Origin of the sequence: Curtobacterium sp. MCJR17_043 (assembly GCF_003224315.2) — a bacterium.
Classification (GTDB): domain Bacteria; phylum Actinomycetota; class Actinomycetes; order Actinomycetales; family Microbacteriaceae; genus Curtobacterium.
In genome coordinates, this window is sequence record NZ_CP126259.1 from 1,306,671 (window position 1) to 1,325,699 (window position 19,029).

Below are 19,029 nucleotides of genomic sequence, written 5' to 3' on the forward strand. Positions count from 1 at the left end.
GGCGGTCCACGCCCCCGGACGGGCGCACCGCTGCTGCGCGCGGCGTCGGTGGAGCACGGTAGAACTGACTGCATGAGCGAGACCGACGCGACCTTCGAGACCATCGACCCCGCGGGGCTCGACGCCGCGCAGGCCGCTCGGGAGGTCGACCGGCTCCGCGCCCGTGTCACCGAGCTGCGTCACGCCTACTACGAGGGCAACGGTTCCCCCGTCGCCGACGCCGAGTACGACGCGATGATGCGCCGGCTCGACGCGATCGAGCAGCGCTTCCCCGAGCTGCTCACCGAGGACAGCCCGACGCAGACCGTCGGCGGGCAGGCCCAGACGACGCAGTTCGCGCCGGTGGAGCACGCCGAACGCATGCTCAGTCTCGACAACGTGTTCAGCCCGGAGGAACTGACCGACTGGGCGCTCAAGGTCCAGCGGGACGCCGGGACCGAGCGCGTGCGGTTCCTCACGGAGCTGAAGATCGACGGCCTCGCCATCAACCTGCGGTACGAGCACGGCCGGCTCGTCTCGGCGGCGACCCGTGGCGACGGCGTCGTCGGTGAGGACGTCACCGGCAACGTCCGGACGATGGGCACCATCCCCGACCGGCTCGCCGGCACCGGACACCCGCCCCTCGTGGAGGTCCGCGGCGAGATCTTCTTCCCGGTCGCGCAGTTCGACGAGCTGAACGCCCGGCAGCGCGACGCCGGCGAACGCGTGTTCGCCAACCCCCCGCAACGCAGCAGCGGGCTCCCTGCGCCAGAAGGAAGAGGGCAAGTCCCCGGCGAAGCGCGAGCTCATGGTCGACCGCCTCCGCCGACTCCGGATGCTCGTGCACGGCATCGGTGCCTGGCCGGTGCGGGACCTCGAGCGGGACACCGACGTCCGCGCCCAGTCCGAGGTGTACGAGCTCCTGCACGAATGGGGACTGCCGACCGGCACGCACCACCGCGTGTTCGACTCGATCGAGGACGTCCTGGGGTTCGTCACGGACTACGGGGAGCGCCGGTCGGCGGTCGAGCACCAGATCGACGGCATCGTCATCAAGGTCGACGACCTGGCCCTGCACGAGGAGCTCGGCTCGACCTCCCGCGCGCCGCGCTGGGCGATCGCGTACAAGTACCCGCCGGAGGAGGTCCACACGAAGCTGCTCGACATCGTCGTGAGCGTCGGACGGACCGGGCGCGCGACACCGTTCGCGTCGATGGCCCCGGCCGAGGTCGCCGGCTCGGTCGTGCGACAGGCGACGCTGCACAACCAGCAGGTCGTCAAGGCGAAGGGCGTGCTGATCGGCGACACCGTCGTGCTCCGCAAGGCCGGCGACGTCATCCCCGAGGTCCTCGGCCCCGTGGTGGAGCTCCGCGACGGCACCGAGCGCGAGTTCGTGATGCCGACGGACTGCCCCGAGTGCGGTACCCCGCTCCGTCCGGCGAAGGAGGGGGGACATCGACCTCCGCTGCCCGAATGCGGAGAGCTGCCCGGCGCAGGTGCGCGGGCGGGTGGAGCACATCGCATCGCGCGGGTCGCTCGACATCGAGGGCCTCGGTGAGGTCGCCGCCGCCGCCCTGACCCAACCGGTGTACCCGGAGACGCCGCCCCCTGGTGACGGAGGCCGGGCTCTTCGACCTGACGATGGAGGACATCGTCCCCATCGAGGTCATCGTGCGGGACGCCGAGACCGGCATGGAGAAGACCGAGGACGGCGGCGCCCCGAAGCGCGTCACCCCGTTCAGCCGGGCACGCAAGAAGACCGACCCGCCGTTCGACCCCGAGGCCCGCGGCGCCGACTACACGGGGGGAGCCGGGCCGCTACCCCTCGAAGAACGCGTTCGAGATGCTCGCGAACATCGACGCCGCGAAGACGAGGCCGCTGTGGCGGATCCTGGTCGGCCTGAACATCCGGCACGTGGGACCCGTGGCGGCCCGCGCGCTGGCGAACCACTTCGGGTCGCTCGACGCGATCCGGTCCTCCTCGCGGGAGGACCTGGCGGCGGTCGACGGCGTCGGCGGCATCATCGCGGACGCCCTCCTCGACTGGTTCGAGGTCGACTGGCACCGCGAGATCATCGACCGGTGGACCGCGGCCGGCGTGCAGCTCACCACCCCCGGCCACCCGGGCCCGGGCGCAGCCGTCGCCGAGGGCGGTGTGCTCAGCGGCGTGACCATCGTCGCCACGGGATCGCTGGAGGGCTTCACGCGGGAGGGCGCGATCGAGGCGATCATGGCCGCGGGCGGGAAGGCCGCGTCGAGCGTCAGCAAGAAGACCGACTTCGTCGCTGCCGGGCCGGGTGCGGGATCGAAGCTGACCAAGGCCGAGCAGCTCGGTGTGCGGGTCATCGACGCGGCGCAGTTCGCGGTCCTCGTCACCGAGGGGCCGGCAGCGCTCGCCGATGCGGCCCCGGACGACGCGGTGCCGGACGACGCGGTGCCGGACGACGCGGTGCTCGACGACACGGCGGCGGCCGTCGCGCCGACGGACGACGCGGAGAAGCCCGCGACCTGATGCGGACGCATGCACACCGGAGCGGGATCCGGCTGCTGCGACGCGCCAGGGTGTGTCCCCAGTACGGGGGGGCAAGTTGCATCCCGCATGACCCCCCGAAGGGCCGTTCTCCATACACTCGACAGCGCATCACCTGTCGTCTGCAGGGGAACGACAGGCTGGCCTTCCAGGGGGGAGACCCGTTTGCTGCTCTTCGCCGCGGCGCTGCTGACCGCCTCGATGCACTCGCAGGGAGTGGTCGAGGCCCCGGCCGTGCGCGCCGTCGCCGTCGTCCAGGCGACCTCGTCCGCGCCCATGCGACACGCACCTCCCGAGCAGGGACGGGACGGAGCCGTCGACGCTCTCGCCGACGCCACCGGGCAGCGCTGGCTCGAGGCGCTCGCGGCGGCACCGCCGACCGTCCTGCGCGCGGCCGACGCCGACGGCCGGGTCCTGACCACCGCGATGGACGACCCGCCCACCAGCAGCACGGTGACGGCGTGGTGGTCGGCGCTCTCACCCGCGACGCGGACCGTCCTCACCGACGACGCCCCGGCGGTCGTCGGCAACCTCGACGGGGTCCCCTTCGACGTGCGGGACGCGGCGAACCGAGCGGTGCTGACGTCGGAACTCGCCGACTCGCAGGCCCCGACGGCGCTGGCCGCGATGCTCGGACAGGTGCAGGAATCGCTCGAGCAGGAGCCCGGCGACCCGCGCAAGTACCTCGTCACGCTGGACACGCGGGGGGAGTGGTCGGTGCGCGATCTCGGTCGGTGACATCGGGACGGCCGGGCACGTGTCGGTCGTCGTCCCGGGCATCTTCTTCACCGTGAACGGGCAGATGGCGGACTTCACCGCGACCGCCGGTGACGTGTACCGGGAGCAGGCGACCGTCGCCCCCGTCGCTGCACCCGCGGACGGACCCGGGGTGGCGGTCCTGGCCTGGATGGGCTACCGCACGCCGGGCATCTCCGACTTCATGTCGCTCGACCTCGCGCACCTCGGGGCGGACCGACTCGTCCGGACGCTCGACGGCATCCGCTCCGTCCGCACCGGCCACGAGCCGCGGCTCGGCGTCGTGGCGCACTCGTACGGGTCCACCACGGCGATGATCGCACTCTCCTCGGGGCGGGTCACGGTCGACAGCCTCACCATGCTGGGGTCGCCCGGCAGCGCGGTCACCACGGCCGACCAACTCGCGGTGACCCCGGGGCAGGTGTACGTCGGCGGAGCGCACTGGGACCCGATCGCCGGGACCGGCTTCTTCGGGACCGACCCGGGCCTCGCCGCGTTCGGGGCGGCACGGCTCGACCTCCTCGTCGCGGACGACCCGGACGGAGGCGGCGACGTGTTCCGACAGCCGTTCGGGCACAACGACTACCTCAAGCCGGGCACCGCGTCGCTGCACGACGTGGCGCTCATCGCGGTCGGACGGGGTGACCTGGTTCGTGGTGAGCACCACGAGGGCGACGGCCGGCACGGCGGCATCGTCCAGGCGACGCCGGACATGTACCTCGTCCGGCCGCAGGACCTCCAGCCGCGCGACTGACGACCACGGGGTCGGCGGACGTGACCGGATCGTGATCCTAGGGTGCGCTGGGAGGCGATCCGTGCCTCCCGGCCGCACCGTCGGGGCGGGTGCGAGCCGGTCGTGCGCCTTCCTGTGCGGCCGCGCAGTCCCGGGCCGGCGCGCAGCAGACCGGACCCAGCACCGCTCCCTACCGTCCTCGACATGCGGATCGCGCGCTGGCCGGGGGCCTTCCTGATGTTCGTCGTCATGTCCGTGCTCGCCGGGCTGCTCGTCGCCGTCGCGGTGACGCCGACGGTGGCGGTGGCGGGCGAGGGAGCCTCGGGTGCCGCGGAGTTCTTCGAGGACCTGCCGAGCTACCTCGACATCCAGACACCGCAGCAGCTCTCGACCGTCTACGCGAAGCAGGGCGGCAAGGACGTGCCGATCGCCTCGTTCTACGCGGAGAACCGCACGGACGTGACGTCGTCGCAGATCGCCGACAGCCTCAAACAGGCCGCGATCGACACCGAGGACCCCCCGGTTCCGCGACGAGGGCGGCATCGACGTCGTCGGCACCATCCGCGCCGCCATCGCCGACGCCCTGCACGCGGGTGTCCAAGGCGGGTCGAGCATCACCCAGCAGTACGTGAAGAACGTGCTCGTGCAGCAGTGCGAGCAGCTCACCGGCAAGGACCCCGCGTCCACCAAGACGAAGGTGGACGCCTGTTACGACGAGGTCGCCGGCCAGACCAAGGCCCGGAAGCTCCAGGAGATCCGGTACGCGATCGCGGTCGACCAGAAGTACACGAAGGACCAGGTCCTGACCGGGTACCTCAACATCGTCGGCCTCGGCGGGCGTGTCTACGGTGCGGAGGCCGGTGCGGAGTACTACTTCGGCGTGCACGCGGCGGACCTCTCCCTCGTGCAGTCCGCGACCCTGGTGGCGATCCTCAACAACCCGTCGTACCTGCGCATCGACGAGCCGGACAGCACCGCGAACGGTGCGGCGAACGGGTACCGGCTGACGAAGGTCCGGCGCGACTACGTCCTGCGCCGCATGCACGCCCACGGCACGATCTCGGCGGCTGCCCTGCGGAAGGCGGTCGCGACGCCGATCACACCGCGGATCACCGACACCGCGAACGGGTGCTCGAGCGCCGCGACGAAGTACGATGCGGGGTACTTCTGCGACGCCGTGCGGTCACAGCTGCTCGCGGACCCGGCGTTCGGGAAGACGGCCTCGGACCGGATCGCGACCCTCGACACGAAGGGGCTGTCGATCCACACCTCGCTCGACCTCGACCTGCAGCACACCGCGCAGGCGGCGCTGTCGTCGTACGTGCCGACCACCATGGCGGGCGTCGACGCCGGTGGGGCGAACGTCACCGTCGAACCCGGGACGGGACGCGTGCTGTCGATGGTGCAGAACACGGACTACACGCAGTCGGACGCCCCGACCGCCGGTGCCACGGCGGTGAACTACAACGCGGACCAGGCCGTCGGCAGCTCGGGCGGCTTCCCGACCGGTTCCACCTACAAGGTCTTCACACTGGCGGACTGGTTGGCGAACGGACACACGCTGTCGCAGTCGGTGTCGACGACCGAGCACACGTTCCCGCAGTCGGAGTTCACGAACTCGTGCGTCGGTGTCGGCGGTGCGCCGTGGCAGGTCGCCAACGCCGAGCAGGTGGAACCGACGATGAGTGTGCTCGCGGCCACCGTGGAGTCGATCAACACCGCGTTCGGCGCGATGGCGAAGCAGCTCGACCTGTGCGGCATCCAGAAGACCGCCGAGGCGATGGGCATCCACCAGGCCGACGGCAGTGCACCCGACTCGAACCCGGCGTCGGTCCTGGGAACGAACCCACTGTCGCCGATCGACCTCGCCGAGGCGTACGCCGGCTTCGCGAACGGCGGCATCGTCTGCACGCCGACCACGATCGACTCCGTCACGACCGCCAGCGGCGGCACGATCCGACCGACCCCGCCCACGTGCTCGCGCGGCGTCAGCGCCGAGGTCGCCGGCACCGTCGACTACGCGCTCCAGGGCGTGCTGTCGGGGAAGGGGACGGCCGCGAGTGCGAACCCCGGCGACGCGGTGCCGAAGTTCGCGAAGACGGGCACGACGGACGGTGACGAGCAGAACTGGCTCATCGCCTCGTCGACGAAGTACACGAACGCCACGTGGATCGGCAACGTGCAGGGCCACGTCCGGTTGGCGGACTGGCCGTTCCTGCAGGGGACGACCGGGTACAGCGCGAAGTTCGGGGTCGGCAAGCAGATGATGGCCTACCTGGACGGCGTCGTCGGCGGGGGGGCCGTTGCCTGCGCCCGACCCGGCGCTCATCGGGTCCGCGGCGTCAGCTCCGGCTCCGGCTGCGCCAGCGGCCCCGGCCCCGGCTGCGGGCCAGGGTGGAGCGGCGGCAGCCGGGCCCGGTGGTGTGGGCACGGGGTCAGCCCCCGGGCAGGCCGCTCCGGAGCGCTGAGCACCAGGCGTCCTGCTCGGACGCCCGGCTCGGCTGCGGGTCCGGGTCCGGGTCCCGAGCCGAGGAGGGGCGTCCGACCTCCGTCCGGCCCGCCCAATAGACTGGGCGGCATTCCACGAACCGATCGACGGAGCACCATGCCTGACATCACGAGCGAGCAGGTCGCCCACCTGGCGAACCTCGCACGTATCGCACTCACGCCCGACGAGATCGAGAAGATGACCGAGGAGCTGTCACTCATCGTCGACAGCGTCGCGAAGGTCACCGAGGTCGCGACCCCGGACGTCCCCGCGACGAGCCACCCGGTCCCGCTCGAGAACGTCTCCCGCCCCGACGAGGTCGGCCAGACGCTCACCCAGGAGCAGGCCCTCTCGGGTGCCCCCCGACTCGGACGGCGAGCGCTTCCGCGTGACCGCGATCCTCGGCGAAGAACAGTAGGCGGAACAGTGACCGACGACATCACCACACTGAGCGCCGCTGCGCTCGCCGACGCCCTCGTGGCCCGCGACGTCTCGAGCGTCGAGGCGACCCAGGCGCACCTCGACCGCATCGCCGCCGTCGACGGGGACGTGCACGCGTTCCTGCACGTCAACCAGAACGCGCTCGCCGCGGCCAAGTCGATCGACTCGCGCCGCGCCGCCGGGGACGACCTCGGCCCGCTCGCCGGCGTGCCGATCGCCGTGAAGGACGTCCTGTGCACGCAGGACATGCCCACCACCTCCGGGTCGAAGATCCTCGAGGGCTGGGTCCCGCCGTACGACGCCACCCCCGTCGCGAAGCTCCGCCGTGCCGGCTTGGTGCCGCTCGGCAAGACGAACATGGACGAGTTCGCCATGGGCTCGTCGACCGAGTTCTCGGCCTACGGCCCGACGCGGAACCCGTGGGACCTCGACCGGATCCCCGGCGGGTCCGGCGGCGGCTCGGCCGCTGCGGTCGCCGCGTACGAGGCGCCGATCGCCCTCGGGTCCGACACCGGTGGGTCGATCCGCCAGCCGGGCGCCGTCACCGGCACCGTCGGCGTCAAGCCGACCTACGGTGGCGTCAGCCGCTACGGCGCGATCGCGCTCGCGTCGAGCCTCGACCAGATCGGCCCGGTGTCCCGCACCGTCCTCGACGCCGCGCTCCTGCACGACGTCATCGGCGGGCACGACCCGAAGGACTCGACCTCGCTCCGCCAGGAGTGGCCGTCGTTCGCCGCCGCCGCGCGGGAGGGCCTGCAGGCTGACTCGCTCCAGGGCGTCCGCATCGGCGTCGTCAAGGAGCTCGCCGGTGGCGAGGGCTTCCAGGCGGGCGTGACGCAGCGCTTCCAGGAGACCGTCGCGCTGCTCGAGTCGGCCGGTGCGGTCGTCGTCGAGATCGATGCGCCGTCGTTCGCCTACGCGATCAGCGCCTACTACCTGATCCTCCCGGCCGAGGCGTCCTCGAACCTCGCCAAGTTCGACTCCGTGCGCTTCGGTCTGCGCGTCACGCCCGAGGGCGGGGCCACGGTCGAGGACGTCATGGCCGCCACGCGTGAGGCCGGCTTCGGTCCGGAGGTCAAGCGCCGCATCATCCTCGGCACCTACGCGCTGAGCGCCGGCTACTACGACGCCTACTACGGCAGCGCGCAGAAGGTCCGCACGCTGGTGCAGCGGGACTTCGCCGCCGCGTTCGACCAGGTCGACCTGCTCATCAGCCCGTCGGCGCCGACCACCGCGTTCAAGATCGGTGAGCGCATCGACGACCCGCTCGCGATGTACCTCAACGACCTCACCACGATCCCGGCGAACCTGGCGGGTGTGCCTGGGATGAGCATCCCGAACGGCCTCGCGCCGGAGGACTCCCTGCCGACCGGCGTGCAGCTCATGGCGCCGCAGCGCGAGGACGCCCGGCTCTACCGCGTCGGCGCGGCCCTCGAGCGGCTCCTCGAGCAGCAGTGGGGCGCCCCGCTCATCTCCCGGATCCCGGACCTGGACGCCGTACAGCAGTCCGCCGCAGAGGAAGGTGTCATCTGATGGCCAAGGACGCACTCATGGACTTCGACGAGGCGATCGAGCGGTTCGAGCCGGTCCTCGGCTTCGAGGTGCACGTCGAACTCGCGACGAAGACCAAGATGTTCTCGGACGCGCCGAACTTCTTCGGTGGCGAGCCGAACACGAACGTGACACCGGTCGACCTCGGCCTGCCCGGGTCCCTGCCGGTCGTCAACGAGCAGGCCGTGCGCTACTCGATCCAGCTCGGGCTCGCGCTCGGCTGCTCGATCGCCGAGAGCTCGCGGTTCGCGCGGAAGAACTACTTCTACCCGGACAACCCGAAGAACTACCAGATCTCCCAGTACGACGAGCCGATCGCGTTCGAGGGCGAGGTCGAGGTCGAACTCGCCGACGGCACCATCTTCCAGGTGCCGATCGAGCGCGCCCACATGGAGGAGGACGCCGGCAAGCTGACGCACGTCGGCGGTGCCACCGGTCGCATCCAGGGCGCCGAGTACTCCCTGGTGGACTACAACCGCGCCGGCGTCCCACTCGTCGAGATCGTCACGAAGCCGATCATCGGCGCGAAGGAGCGCGCGCCCGAGCTCGGTGCCGCCTACGTGCAGGTCATCCGCGACCTCGTGCGTGCGCTCGGCGTCTCCGAGGCCCGGATGGAGCGCGGGAACCTGCGTTGCGACGCGAACATCTCGCTGCGCCCCTGGGGACAGGAGGAGCTCGGCACCCGGACCGAGACGAAGAACGTCAACTCGTTCCGCGCGGTCGAGCGCGCCATCCGCTACGAGATCCAGCGCCAGGCCGCCATCCTCGCCGCCGGTGGGACGATCACGCAGGAGACCCGGCACTGGCACGAGGACACCGGCCGCACCTCGGCCGGGCGCCCCAAGTCGGACGCGGACGACTACCGGTACTTCCCGGAGCCCGACCTGCTGCCCGTCGTGCCGGACCCGGCCCTCATCGAGGAGCTCCGCGCCGGCCTGCCCGAGGCACCGGTGGCCCGCCGCCGTCGGCTCAAGGGCGAGTGGGGCTTCGCCGACCTCGAGTTCCAGGACGTCGTCAACGGCGGCCTGCTCGACGAGGTCCAGGCCACGGTCGACGCCGGTGCCGCTCCGCAGGCCGCCCGCAAGTGGTGGACCGGCGAGATCAGCCGCGTCGCCAACGCACAGGACGCCGCACCCGGTGACCTCGTGTCACCGCAGCACGTCGCCGAGGTCATCGCGCTCGTCGAGTCCGGCGACCTGACCGACCGGCTCGCACGCCAGGTCCTCGAGGGCGTCATCGCCGGTGAGGGCTCACCGGCGCAGGTCGTCGAGGCCCGCGGGCTGAAGGTCGTCTCGGACGACAGCGCCCTCACCGCCGCGGTCGACGAAGCCCTCGCCGGCCAGCCCGACGTGCTGCAGAAGATCCGCGACGGCAAGGTCCAGGCCGCCGGCGCGATCATCGGTTCGGTCATGAAGGCCATGAAGGGCCAGGCGGACGCCGCACGCGTCCGCGAGCTGGTCCTGGAGCGCGCCCAGCAGCAGTAGGGCGGGGCACTGCGAGACGGGAGGCCCGTGGCGGGATCGCCACGGGCCTCCCGTCCGTCCGCCGGCGGCTCAGACGCCAGCCACGGCGTCCGGACCATCCTGGGGACACGTCAGCGACCTGGTGACAGGATGGAGCGTGTCAGCAACGATCCGAGCCATCGGTACCGCCGTCCCGCGGACCACCCTCGGGCAGGCGGAGGTCCGTGACCTCTTCGCCGCCCAGCCCGGCCTGGGGCGGCTGGCGACCCGACTCGTCCCGGCGGCGTTCGACGCCTCCGAGGTGGAGCACCGTCACAGCGTCCTGCCCGAGCTCGACGCAGCGGCCGAGCCCGGGCCCTTCCGCGACGTCGACGGCGTGCTCGCCTCGCCGAGCACCGGGATGCGCAACGACCGCTTCCGCGAACTCGCGCCGCCCCTGTTCGTCGGTGCCGCCCGCGACGCCCTCGAACGCGCCGCCGTCGACCCGGCGACCGTCACGCACGTCGTGACCGTGTCCTGCACCGGCTTCACGCAGCCCGGTCCGGACCTGGCGATCGTCGAGGAACTCGGCCTGCCGCGCAACGTCTTCCGCCAGCACGTCGGCTTCATGGGGTGCTTCGCGGCGTTCCCGGCCCTCCGCATCGCGGACGCCTTCGTCGGAGCCGACCCGTCGGCCGTGGTGCTCGTCGTGTGCGCCGAACTCTGCACGCTGCACGTGCGTCACTCGGAGGACCCGGACCAGATCGTCGCGAACAGCGTCTTCGGGGGACGGGGCCGCCGCCGCCGTCGTCACCGCGGACGGCTCCGGGCTGCGGCTCGACGCGTTCACCACCATGGTGCTGCCCGAGGGCGCGAGCGAGATGGCGTGGAACATCGGCGACGAGGGCTTCGAGATGGTCCTCAGCACCGCGGTGCCGAAGCTCATCGGCGTGCACGCGCAGGAAGCGGTCGCCCCGCTCCTCGACCCGCGCGGCTGGACCCCCGACGACGTGCCGGTGTGGGCCGTGCACCCGGGCGGTCGGGCCATCCTCGACCGCACCCAGGACGCCCTGCACCTGCCCGACAGCGCCCTGACGGCCAGCCGGACGGTGCTGCGCGAGCACGGCAACATGTCGAGCGCGACCGTGCTGTTCGTCCTGCAGGAAGCCCTGGCCGCGGGACCGACCGACGGCACCCCGGTCGTCGCACTCGCCTTCGGGCCGGGCCTGACGGTCGAGGCCGCGGCACTGACGGTGGTGGGTGCGTGACGGACCGGATCGACCTGTCCGCGCGCGCCGTCGACCTGCGCGAACTCATGGACGACCCGCACTGCGATCCGGCCACGCTCGACCGCACCTACCGGCGGTTCGCCGTCGTGAACGCGGCCGTGAGCGGCTGGCGGGCGGTGTGGCAGACGCACGTGGTGCCGGCGCTGCCCGCGACCGGACGGGCCCGCGTGCTCGACCTCGGCTGCGGCGGCGGGGACCTCGCCCGGTCGCTGAGCCGGTGGGCGCGGGGCGACGGCTTCGACCTCGAGGTCGTCGGTGTCGACCCGGACCCGCGCGCGATCCGGGCGGCCGAGCGGCTGTCCGCGCCCGGGGTCACCTTCCGGCAGCAGTCGAGCGCCGAGCTCGTCGCCGCTGGTGAGCGGTTCGACGTGGTCGTCTCGAACCACGTGCTGCACCACCTCGACGACGCCGAGCGCGACACGTTCCTGCGTGACTCCGCGGTGCTCGCCGGGTCGCGCAGCGTGCACTCCGACATCCGGCGGTCCGCAGCCGCCTACCGCCTGTACGCGATCGGGTCGGTGCTCGTCACCGCGGGGACGTTCATCCGCGAGGACGGGCTCCGCTCGATCCGCCGCAGCTTCACGGTGCCGGAGCTGGCCGCCGCCCTGCCGCCGGGGTGGCGGGCCGAGTCGGCGTCCCCGCACCGGGTCCTCGCGGTCCGGGGCTGACCCCCCTCCGCACGACGGCGCAGCGTGGGCGGCCGCGGGCGATGCGTCACCGCTGCCCGGGGCCGCCCACGGTGCGTCCCGTGCGGGACACCGAGCCCTACGGGCGCAGCAGCACCTTGATCGCCCGGCGCTCGTCCATCGCGGCGTACGCCTCGGCGGCGTCGTCGAGCGGCAGTTCGAGGTCGAACACGCGGCCCGGGTCGATCGTGCGGGCGAGCACGTCGGGGAGCAGCTCCTCGATGTAGGCGCGGGCCGGGGCCATGCCGCCGCCGACCGTGATGTTCCGGGCGAACAGGAACGGCATCGGCAGCTCCGGGTCGCCCGCGGGGACGCCGACGTACCCGACGTTGCCGCCCGGACGGACGACCCGCAGCGCCTGGTCCATGCTCTCCGCGGTGCCGACGGCCTCGAGCGCGCAGTCGGCCAGGTCGCCGCCGAGCAGGTCGCGGACCGCCTGCACGCCCTCGTCACCGCGGGCTTCCACGATGTCGGTCGCGCCGAACTCGCGCGCGAGGGCCTGGCGGTCCGCGTGCCGGCTCATGGCGATGATCCGCTCCGCGCCGAGTCGCGCTGCCGCGAGGACACCGGACAGGCCGACCGCGCCGTCACCGACCACGACGACGGTCCTGCCCGGGCCGACCTCGGCGGAGACCGCAGCGTGGTGCCCGGTCGAGAAGACGTCGGACAGCGTCAGCAGCGACGGGACGAGGTCGTCGTCCACCGGGCCCGGCACGACCACCAGGGTGGCTGCCGCATCCGGCACGCGGACGTACTCCGCCTGTGCGCCGCCGAGCGGGTGACCGTACGCGTCCGGCGTCACGCCGAACGTGGAGCGGTGGTCGCAGCCGCTCGTCATGCCGTGCGCGCAGGCCTGGCAGGTGCCGTCGTTCGTGGTGAACGGGGCGATGACGAAGTCGCCGACGTGCAGGTCCGTGACCCCGTCGCCCACCTGGTCGACGACGCCGACGAACTCGTGGCCGATGGCGCGTGGCTCGGTGGTGTCGCGGACGCCCCGGTACGGCCAGAGGTCGGAGCCGCACACGCAGGCGGCGGTGATGCGGACCACGGCGTCGGTCGGCTCGATGATCGTCGGGGCGTCACGCTCCTCGACACGGATGTCGCGAGGAGCGTGGATGACTGTTGCGCGCACGGGGGAGTGCCTTCCGTCGTGATGGTGGGGGGACCGGCCGGTCGACGTCGTCCTGCCGCCCGTCGACAGTACGCTCGTGCGGGTGGACGAGGACCGGTACGGCAGTGACGTGCTCTCGGGCGACTGGCGCTCGCGAGGCGTGCGGAAGGTGCGGCAGGTGCCGCTCGAACGGGACATGGTGCTCGAGGACCCGGCCTCCGGCTGGGCCGGCGCCGTGGTCGGGCTCGAGGCGGGCAACGTGTCGCTCGAGGACTGGAAGGGCCGCACCCGCGCCTTCCCCTTCACGGGGCAGTTCCTGCTCGAGGGCGAACTCGTCTCCCTGACCCGCCCACAGGCACCCGTCGGCCGCGCCGCCGCCGCGGCACCGCCGGCGAGGACGAGCGGACCGGCCGGGAGGCCCGACCAGGCCCCGGCGGTCCGGCGTGCGCCCGAGGGTGGCCGCCTGCGCACCGCGTCCGGCTCGTTCGCGGTCGAGCAGCAGCGCGCCCGCGTGGCGCTGCCCTCCAGGATCATGGTCGAGGGCAAGCACGACGCCGAACTCGTCGAGAAGGTGTGGGGCGCGGACCTCCGCGTCGAGGGCGTCGTGGTCGAGGAGCTCTCCGGCGTGGACAACCTGGCCGACGTCCTCGACGACTTCCGCCCGACCCGGGAGCGCCGGGTCGGCGTGCTGGTGGACCACCTCGTGCCGGGCTCGAAGGAGTCGCGGTTCGCCGACGCCGTGATGCGCGGGAAGTGGGGCGCGCACGTGCTCGTCGTCGGGCACCCGTTCGTGGACGTCTGGCAGTCGGTGAAGCCCGCGCGCGTCGGACTGCGCGAGTGGCCGACCATCCCGCGGTCGATCGAGTGGAAGGCCGGCATCTGCCAGGCGCTCGGCTGGCCGCACGCGGAGCAGGCCGACATCGCGCGGGCGTGGCAGCGGATCCTCGGGCAGGTGCGGACCTTCGCCGACCTCGAGCCGCAGTTGCTCGGACGGGTCGAGGAGTTGATCGACTTCGTGACCGAAGCGCCATGATCACCCGCCCTCGCGAGCTCGGTCGGCGCTGGCGCCGCGCGCCGCTGGCGTGTCGCCTGAGCGGGGCGCGCGCGACTCCGTGACCGAACCGGTCTGACCCGAGCGCACCGGTCTGGCGGACCCACACCGGGCCTCCCGTCCGGACCCGCCCGGCGCCTCCGCGCGGATCCCGGGCGCGCCGCCTACGCTGGCGGGATGGACGGCATCGACGGACGCGTGCGGAACGCCGTCGACGTCTGGCTGCGCTGGCTGCCGCGGTGGCAGATCGGTTCAGCACGTCCACGCACCCGGATCTGCAGGCGCTGCACCGGGTCGCCGATCGCGGCGGCCGCTGGCTTCGGCCCGGACGTGCCGCACCCCGTCCAGCACGCGCTGATCGGGCGGATGTCGGCCATCGTCGAGGACGCGGTCGACGAGTACACCGCGCGGAACCTGCCGCTCCTGCAGCGGGAACTCGAGCGCGCCGCCGCCCGGAAGCGACGGGCCGGGTACCAGCCGGCGGAGGGACTCGAGCCCGAGTTCCAGGGTCTGGACGTCGACCCGCAGCCGCAGCCGGGTGAGCCGTTCCTGTTCACGCTCGGTGAGCTCGCCGGCACCGGCGCGAGCGAGCAGGAGCCGCGCGAGCCGCTGTCGGACGAGGCGAAGGCCGCGCTCCGGCACGAGATCGAGCTGTCCGACGAGTGCGCGCGGTCGACCGGGACGGCGGTCTGCCTGGCGCTCACGGACCACCGGGAGCGCATCGCCGAGGCGGTCGACCGTCTGGTCGAACCGCAGATCGCCGCACTCGTCTCGGACATGTTCCGCGGGCTGGACGGACCCGACGAGGGCCCGCGGGGCGGACTCTTCTAGCGCTGCGGCGTCGCCGCTCCGGTCCGGGCACCGGTCCGGCGGGCCCGGGCGCGCAGGACCAGTCGGGCGAGCAGTCGCCACCCGACCAGGAACACCCCGAGGACGATCGTCGTGACCACCACGAACGAGATCGGCAGCGGGTTCCCGTCCACCACGCCCTGCCCGGTCGCGACCCGGATGGCCAGACCGACGAACACGGTCAGGACCCACACCACGACCGCGGTCGGCCAGGTGACGAGCGGCCGGGACCACGCCCCGGACGTCACGTACGCGATCGCCCACCCCGCGAGGAACGGGTACGCGGTCGTCCACAGGCCGAGCGGCGCGAACGGTTCGCCGTGCGACCCGCGGCCGATGACGGCGAACGTCACGATGAGCACGACGTCGACGACCGCCGCGAGCCAGTTCCAGGGTCGAGTCTCCACGGCACCATCCTCGCAGGCGTTCGGGTGCGGCGGGCAGCCAGGAGTTCACCGTTCGGTCACGTGCCGTTGGGGCGGCCCTCCCACCATGGAGTGGTGACGACGCTCGAGAGCCCGGCCCCCGCTGCGACCGGGAGGCCCGGACCGCGTCCGCCGCGGGTCGTCGCCTCCCGCGGTGCCCCGCGCGTCCGCCGCGAGGACACGCTGCCCGCCGTCGCGGTCGCCGAGGCGCTCGGCGCGGACGTCATCGCGGTCGACGTCCGGCGCACCGCCGACGACGTCGCGGTGCTGCTGCACGACGAGACCCTCGGGCGGATGTGGGGCGACGGCCGCCCGGTGTCGGAGGTGTCCTGGTGCGACGTCGCCCGGCTCGGCAACGGACTCGACCGCATCCCACGGCTCGACGCGGTGCTCGAGCGACTCGACGGGTGCTCGGCGTCACTGCTGGTCCGGCTCGCCGACCCGGCCGACGCCGCCGTGGCGGTCCGCACCGTGCAGGCCGCGGCGGGGTCCGTGCCGGTCGCCTGGCGGGGGGACCACCGACGCCGTGACGGCCGTGCGCGCGCTGCTGCCCGAGGCCGACGTGTGGCTGCCGTGGGACTCGCTCGGAGCGCCGACGGCTGCGCACCTGACGACGGTACGGCCCTCGACGCTCGACCTCGACGTCGCGTTCCTGACCCCGGCGACCGTCCGGGCCGCACACGCCCTGGGCCTCTGCGTGGCGGTGTGGACCGTGGACGACCCCGAGCCGACGCGCTGGGCGACCCGACTCGGGGCCGACCTGCTGCTCACCGAGGACGTCGCCACGGTGCACGCCGTGCTCGCTGCGGCGGAGCGGGACGGCTGGGTCCCGCGTCGCGAGCCGACCGAGCCCGAGGTCGCCGGACGGGCCCAGGCCCTGGCACACCGCATCGCGCACGAGGTGATCGCCTTCACCCGGGAGCACCGGATCAGCACGGACGCCGGTGACGCCGCCGCCCGGGTCCTCGACCTCGACCGCGCGATCGAGCAGCACGTCCGCGGCCGGGTCCGCGCGGTGTTCCCGGAGCACGGCTTCACGGGCGAGGAGTACGGCGTCGCGCCCGGGGACAAGCACCGGTGGTACCTCGACCCCGTCGACGGCAGCACGAACCTGGCGAACGGCGTGCCGTGGACGAGCACCTCGCTGTGCCTGACCCGTTCCGGACGACCCGTCGTCGGCGTCGTCGCCGACCCGTGGCGCGGCGAGGTGCTGGAAGCCCGCCGCGGCCGGGGCGCCACCGAGCGGGACCGGGTCCTGCGTCTCGACGACAGCCCGCGTGCCCTCGCCGGTGCGGTGGTCGGCACCGAGCTCGACGGGCACCGTCCGTGGTCGGGCTTCACCGCGTTCGTCACGGCGCTCGCCGCGCGGTCGTGCTCCGTGCGGGTGACCGGGTCCGGCACGCTGACGATCGCGCAGGTCGCGGCCGGGCGGGGGGATCGGCGCGTGCACGCCCGCGTTCGACCCGGTCGACCACGGTGCCGCGGTCCTGCTCGTGCACGAGGCCGGCGGGGTGGTACTGACCCTGGACGGACCGGTGTCCGACTTCCCGCCGGTCGGGGCACCGTTCCTCGTGGCGCACCCCGGCGCCGCCGACGAGCTGGCCGCGATCTGGTCCGCGGCGCTGCTCGGTGCGGGGTCGGAGCGGTGACGCTCTGCGGCTGCTTCTGAGCACACACCCAGTCAGTCCGGGCCGGGGGGTGCCTACCGTGGGCGCCAGCGGGCACGGTGTCCGCACGAAGGAGCACGTCATGGGATTCCTCGACCGTCTGCTCGGCCGCGAGGAGCGTCCGGCACAGCCACGACCCGGCGGCGGACAGCAGCAGGGGTACCAGTACGGCCAGCAGTCGTACCAGCAGCCGTACGGCGCACCGCAGCAGCCGACCGGCGCACCGCAGCAGCAGGGCGGTGGCGAGGACGAGCGCGCCGTCGCGCGCTACCGCTACCTGCTCCGCACCGCTCCGCCCGAGCGCATCGAGGAGGTGCACGCCGAGGCCTTCGCGCAGCTCACCCCGGAGCAGCGCCGCATGGTCTACGAGGAGTTCACGCGCACCGCACCCGCCGGTGAGGCCCCGCGCGGCGACGACCCCCCGCTCCCTGGCCCAGTCGGCGACCCGCTCCGAGCTCCGCCAGCCCGGGTACATGGAGCGCTCGCTCGGCGGCATCGGCGGCGGCGGCGGGTTCGGCGGACGGCAGGGATCCGGCTTCGGCAGCATGCTCGGCGCCTCCCTGCTCGGCACCGTCGGTGGGTACGTGATCGGGTCCGCCCTGATGAGCGCCTTCCTGCCGGACCCCGGGTCGTTCGACGGTGGAACCGATGCAGGGGCTGCGGACGACGGCGGTCAGGGGGGACACTGGTGACGGATCCGGCGACGGCGGTGCGTCCGACGGCGGCGGGTACGAGAACGCCTCCTGGGGCGATGGCGGATCCGACTTCGGCGGTTCGAACGACGGCGGCGGGTTCGACCAGGACTTCGGCGGCGACTTCGGTGGTGGCTTCGACGTCTGAGTGACGCTCCGCGCTCCACCGGCCCCTCCTGTCCAGCCGGTCACGAAGGAGCGACATGGCGATCATCGAGGCCACCGACCTCACCAAGACGTACACGTCACGGTCGGGGCCCGTCCACGCGTTGGCGGGCCTCGACCTCTCGGTGCCGGAGGGCACCGTCACCGCACTGCTCGGCCCGAACGGCGCCGGGAAGACCACGACCGTGAAGGTGCTCACCACCCTGGTCGTCCCGGACGCCGGCACCGCGACCGTCGCCGGCACCGACGTCGTCGCCGACCCGCAGGGCACCCGGCGCGCGATCGGCGTGTCCGGGCAGTACGCCGCGGTCGACGAGAACCTCACCGGGGCCGAGAACCTCGAGATGATCGGCCGGCTGTACCACCTGGGACGCCGGGCCGCGCGCGACCGGGCCCGCGAGCTCATCGACGTGTTCGGGCTCGCCGAGGCGGGGGGACCGGCCCGTGAAGGGGTTCTCCGGCGGCATGCGCCGACGGATCGACCTCGCCGGGGCACTCGTGATGAACCCGCGGGTGCTGTTCCTCGACGAACCGACGACGGGCCTGGACCCGCGCAGCCGTCTCGCGCTCTGGGGGGATCATCGAGGACCTCGTCGCCGACGGTGCGACCGTGCTCCTCACCACGCAGTACCTGGAGGAGGCCGACCAGCTGGCCGACGACATCGCCGTCATCGACGACGGTCGGGTCATCGCCGAGGGCACCTCGGACGAGCTCAAGGCGCAGGTGGGCGGACACCGGCTCGCGGTGACGCTGGTCGACGCCGCCGACGGGGAGCCCGCGACGGCCGTCCTCCGGCGTCACGGCAGCGGCGAGGTCGAGACCAGTGCGGACGGTCGGTCGCTGGCGGTCGCCGTCGACGCCGGGCCGGCGGCCCTGCAACGGGTCCTGGCCGACCTCGGGGCGGCCGACGTCGCGCTGCACGACGCGGGCATGCGCCGCCCCACGCTCGACGACGTGTTCCTCCGGTTGACCGGGCACGCGGCGACGGCGGACGAGGCGGAGGCGGGCGACGGGTCGGGCGCGGGCCGGGCCTCCCGGCGGGGCCGCGGAGCACCACCGACAGACGGCGGCGCCACCGGCACCGGGGCGGGGTCGCCCGGTGACCCGGACGCCGGTTCACACCTGGCGGCGGGTGCCGGACGGGAGCGGAGCCGGTGACCGCGACGTCCACCG

General features: G+C 73.2%; 13 protein-coding genes and 5 pseudogenes. 15 read left to right on the forward strand and 3 right to left on the reverse strand.

Translation table 11 applies throughout. The features are described from left to right. Positions 1 to 72: 72 nt before the first annotated feature. The 9 genes and pseudogenes from ligA to DEJ15_RS06915 all read left to right on the forward strand — a co-directional run. Positions 73 to 2,491 (forward strand): annotated as a pseudogene (gene ligA / locus DEJ15_RS06880) (NAD-dependent DNA ligase LigA). Between the two features lie 183 nt (positions 2,492 to 2,674). Continuing rightward, complete coding sequence (locus tag DEJ15_RS06885; protein WP_284175973.1) at positions 2,675 to 3,247, forward strand: hypothetical protein; 573 nt, start codon at positions 2,675 to 2,677, stop codon at positions 3,245 to 3,247. 19 nt (positions 3,248 to 3,266) lie between these two features. After that, positions 3,267 to 4,019, forward strand: a complete 753-nt coding sequence (locus tag DEJ15_RS06890; protein ID WP_284175975.1) for an alpha/beta hydrolase — start codon at positions 3,267 to 3,269, stop codon at positions 4,017 to 4,019. 550 nt (positions 4,020 to 4,569) lie between these two features. Beyond that, a pseudogene (locus DEJ15_RS06895) lies at positions 4,570 to 6,792 on the forward strand (transglycosylase domain-containing protein); the annotation flags it as partial. A gap of 120 nt (positions 6,793 to 6,912) precedes the next feature. Then, positions 6,913 to 8,460: an Asp-tRNA(Asn)/Glu-tRNA(Gln) amidotransferase subunit GatA gene (gatA, locus tag DEJ15_RS06900; RefSeq protein ID WP_110823725.1), complete on the forward strand. Its 1,548-nt coding sequence runs from the start codon at positions 6,913 to 6,915 to the stop codon at positions 8,458 to 8,460. Beyond that, positions 8,460 to 9,962, forward strand: coding sequence for an Asp-tRNA(Asn)/Glu-tRNA(Gln) amidotransferase subunit GatB (gene gatB, locus DEJ15_RS06905; protein WP_110823726.1), 1,503 nt, complete (start codon positions 8,460 to 8,462; stop codon positions 9,960 to 9,962). Before gatA ends, gatB begins: the two co-directional genes overlap by 1 nt. 136 nt (positions 9,963 to 10,098) lie before the next feature. Next, positions 10,099 to 10,647: pseudogene (locus tag DEJ15_RS18090) on the forward strand (type III polyketide synthase); the annotation flags it as partial. A 127-nt stretch (positions 10,648 to 10,774) separates the two neighbouring features. Further along, positions 10,775 to 11,188 (forward strand): 3-oxoacyl-[acyl-carrier-protein] synthase III C-terminal domain-containing protein, encoded by a 414-nt coding sequence (locus DEJ15_RS18095; RefSeq protein WP_349814861.1) that lies wholly within the window; start codon positions 10,775 to 10,777, stop codon positions 11,186 to 11,188. Positions 11,189 to 11,211: 23 nt separating this feature from the next. Beyond that, positions 11,212 to 11,877: pseudogene (locus DEJ15_RS06915) on the forward strand (methyltransferase domain-containing protein); the annotation flags it as partial. 97 nt (positions 11,878 to 11,974) lie between these two features. On the opposite strand, the gene DEJ15_RS06920 reads toward DEJ15_RS06915, so the two are convergent. Further along, positions 11,975 to 13,027 carry a zinc-dependent alcohol dehydrogenase family protein gene (locus DEJ15_RS06920; protein ID WP_110823728.1) on the reverse strand — a complete coding sequence of 351 codons (1,053 nt, stop codon included), beginning with the start codon at positions 13,025 to 13,027 and terminating at the stop codon, positions 11,975 to 11,977. An 82-nt stretch (positions 13,028 to 13,109) separates the two neighbouring features. On the opposite strand from DEJ15_RS06920, the gene DEJ15_RS06925 reads away from it, so the two are divergent. Beyond that, the gene (locus DEJ15_RS06925) at positions 13,110 to 14,039 is read left to right on the forward strand and encodes a DUF3097 domain-containing protein (protein WP_110824003.1); all 930 of its coding nucleotides are present in this window, start codon (positions 13,110 to 13,112) and stop codon (positions 14,037 to 14,039) included. 195 nt (positions 14,040 to 14,234) lie between these two features. Then, positions 14,235 to 14,888 carry a spermidine/putrescine ABC transporter substrate-binding protein gene (locus DEJ15_RS06930; protein ID WP_110823729.1) on the forward strand — a complete coding sequence of 218 codons (654 nt, stop codon included), beginning with the start codon at positions 14,235 to 14,237 and terminating at the stop codon, positions 14,886 to 14,888. Here the strand turns inward: DEJ15_RS06930 and DEJ15_RS06935 are convergent. Both DEJ15_RS06935 and DEJ15_RS06940 read right to left on the reverse strand, forming a co-directional pair. Further along, complete coding sequence (locus DEJ15_RS06935; RefSeq protein WP_110823730.1) at positions 14,885 to 15,313, reverse strand: DUF3054 domain-containing protein; 429 nt, start codon at positions 15,311 to 15,313, stop codon at positions 14,885 to 14,887. The two genes, DEJ15_RS06930 and DEJ15_RS06935, sit on opposite strands and share 4 nt — an antisense overlap. A gap of 45 nt (positions 15,314 to 15,358) precedes the next feature. After that, entirely contained in the window at positions 15,359 to 15,607 is a 249-nt protein-coding gene (locus DEJ15_RS06940; RefSeq protein WP_284175978.1) for a hypothetical protein, read from the reverse strand. On the opposite strand from DEJ15_RS06940, the gene DEJ15_RS18100 reads away from it, so the two are divergent. The 4 genes and pseudogenes from DEJ15_RS18100 to DEJ15_RS06955 all read left to right on the forward strand — a co-directional run bounded on the left by DEJ15_RS18100 (position 15,515) and on the right by DEJ15_RS06955 (position 19,014). After that, the gene (locus DEJ15_RS18100; RefSeq protein ID WP_349814862.1) at positions 15,515 to 16,279 is read left to right on the forward strand and encodes a glycerophosphodiester phosphodiesterase; all 765 of its coding nucleotides are present in this window, start codon (positions 15,515 to 15,517) and stop codon (positions 16,277 to 16,279) included. The genes DEJ15_RS06940 and DEJ15_RS18100 overlap by 93 nt on opposite strands. Beyond that, complete coding sequence (locus DEJ15_RS06945; protein ID WP_349814863.1) at positions 16,221 to 17,000, forward strand: inositol monophosphatase family protein; 780 nt, start codon at positions 16,221 to 16,223, stop codon at positions 16,998 to 17,000. Before DEJ15_RS18100 ends, DEJ15_RS06945 begins: the two co-directional genes overlap by 59 nt. A gap of 471 nt (positions 17,001 to 17,471) precedes the next feature. Continuing rightward, positions 17,472 to 17,690: a hypothetical protein gene (locus DEJ15_RS06950; protein ID WP_284175982.1), complete on the forward strand. Its 219-nt coding sequence runs from the start codon at positions 17,472 to 17,474 to the stop codon at positions 17,688 to 17,690. A 203-nt stretch (positions 17,691 to 17,893) separates the two neighbouring features. Further along, positions 17,894 to 19,014, forward strand: a pseudogene (locus DEJ15_RS06955) (ATP-binding cassette domain-containing protein). The last annotated feature ends 15 nt before the right edge of the window (positions 19,015 to 19,029 follow it).

Bases quoted from the DNA above. Each gene is read 5' to 3' on its own strand.
- gatB (WP_110823726.1), top strand. From the start codon at position 8,460: ATGGCCAAGGACGCACTCATGGACTTCGACGAGGCGATCGAGCGGTTC.
- DEJ15_RS18095 (WP_349814861.1), top strand. From the start codon at position 10,775: ATGGTGCTGCCCGAGGGCGCGAGCGAGATGGCGTGGAACATCGGCGAC.
- DEJ15_RS06930 (WP_110823729.1), top strand. From the start codon at position 14,235: ATGGACGGCATCGACGGACGCGTGCGGAACGCCGTCGACGTCTGGCTG.
- DEJ15_RS06950 (WP_284175982.1), top strand. From the start codon at position 17,472: ATGGAGCGCTCGCTCGGCGGCATCGGCGGCGGCGGCGGGTTCGGCGGA.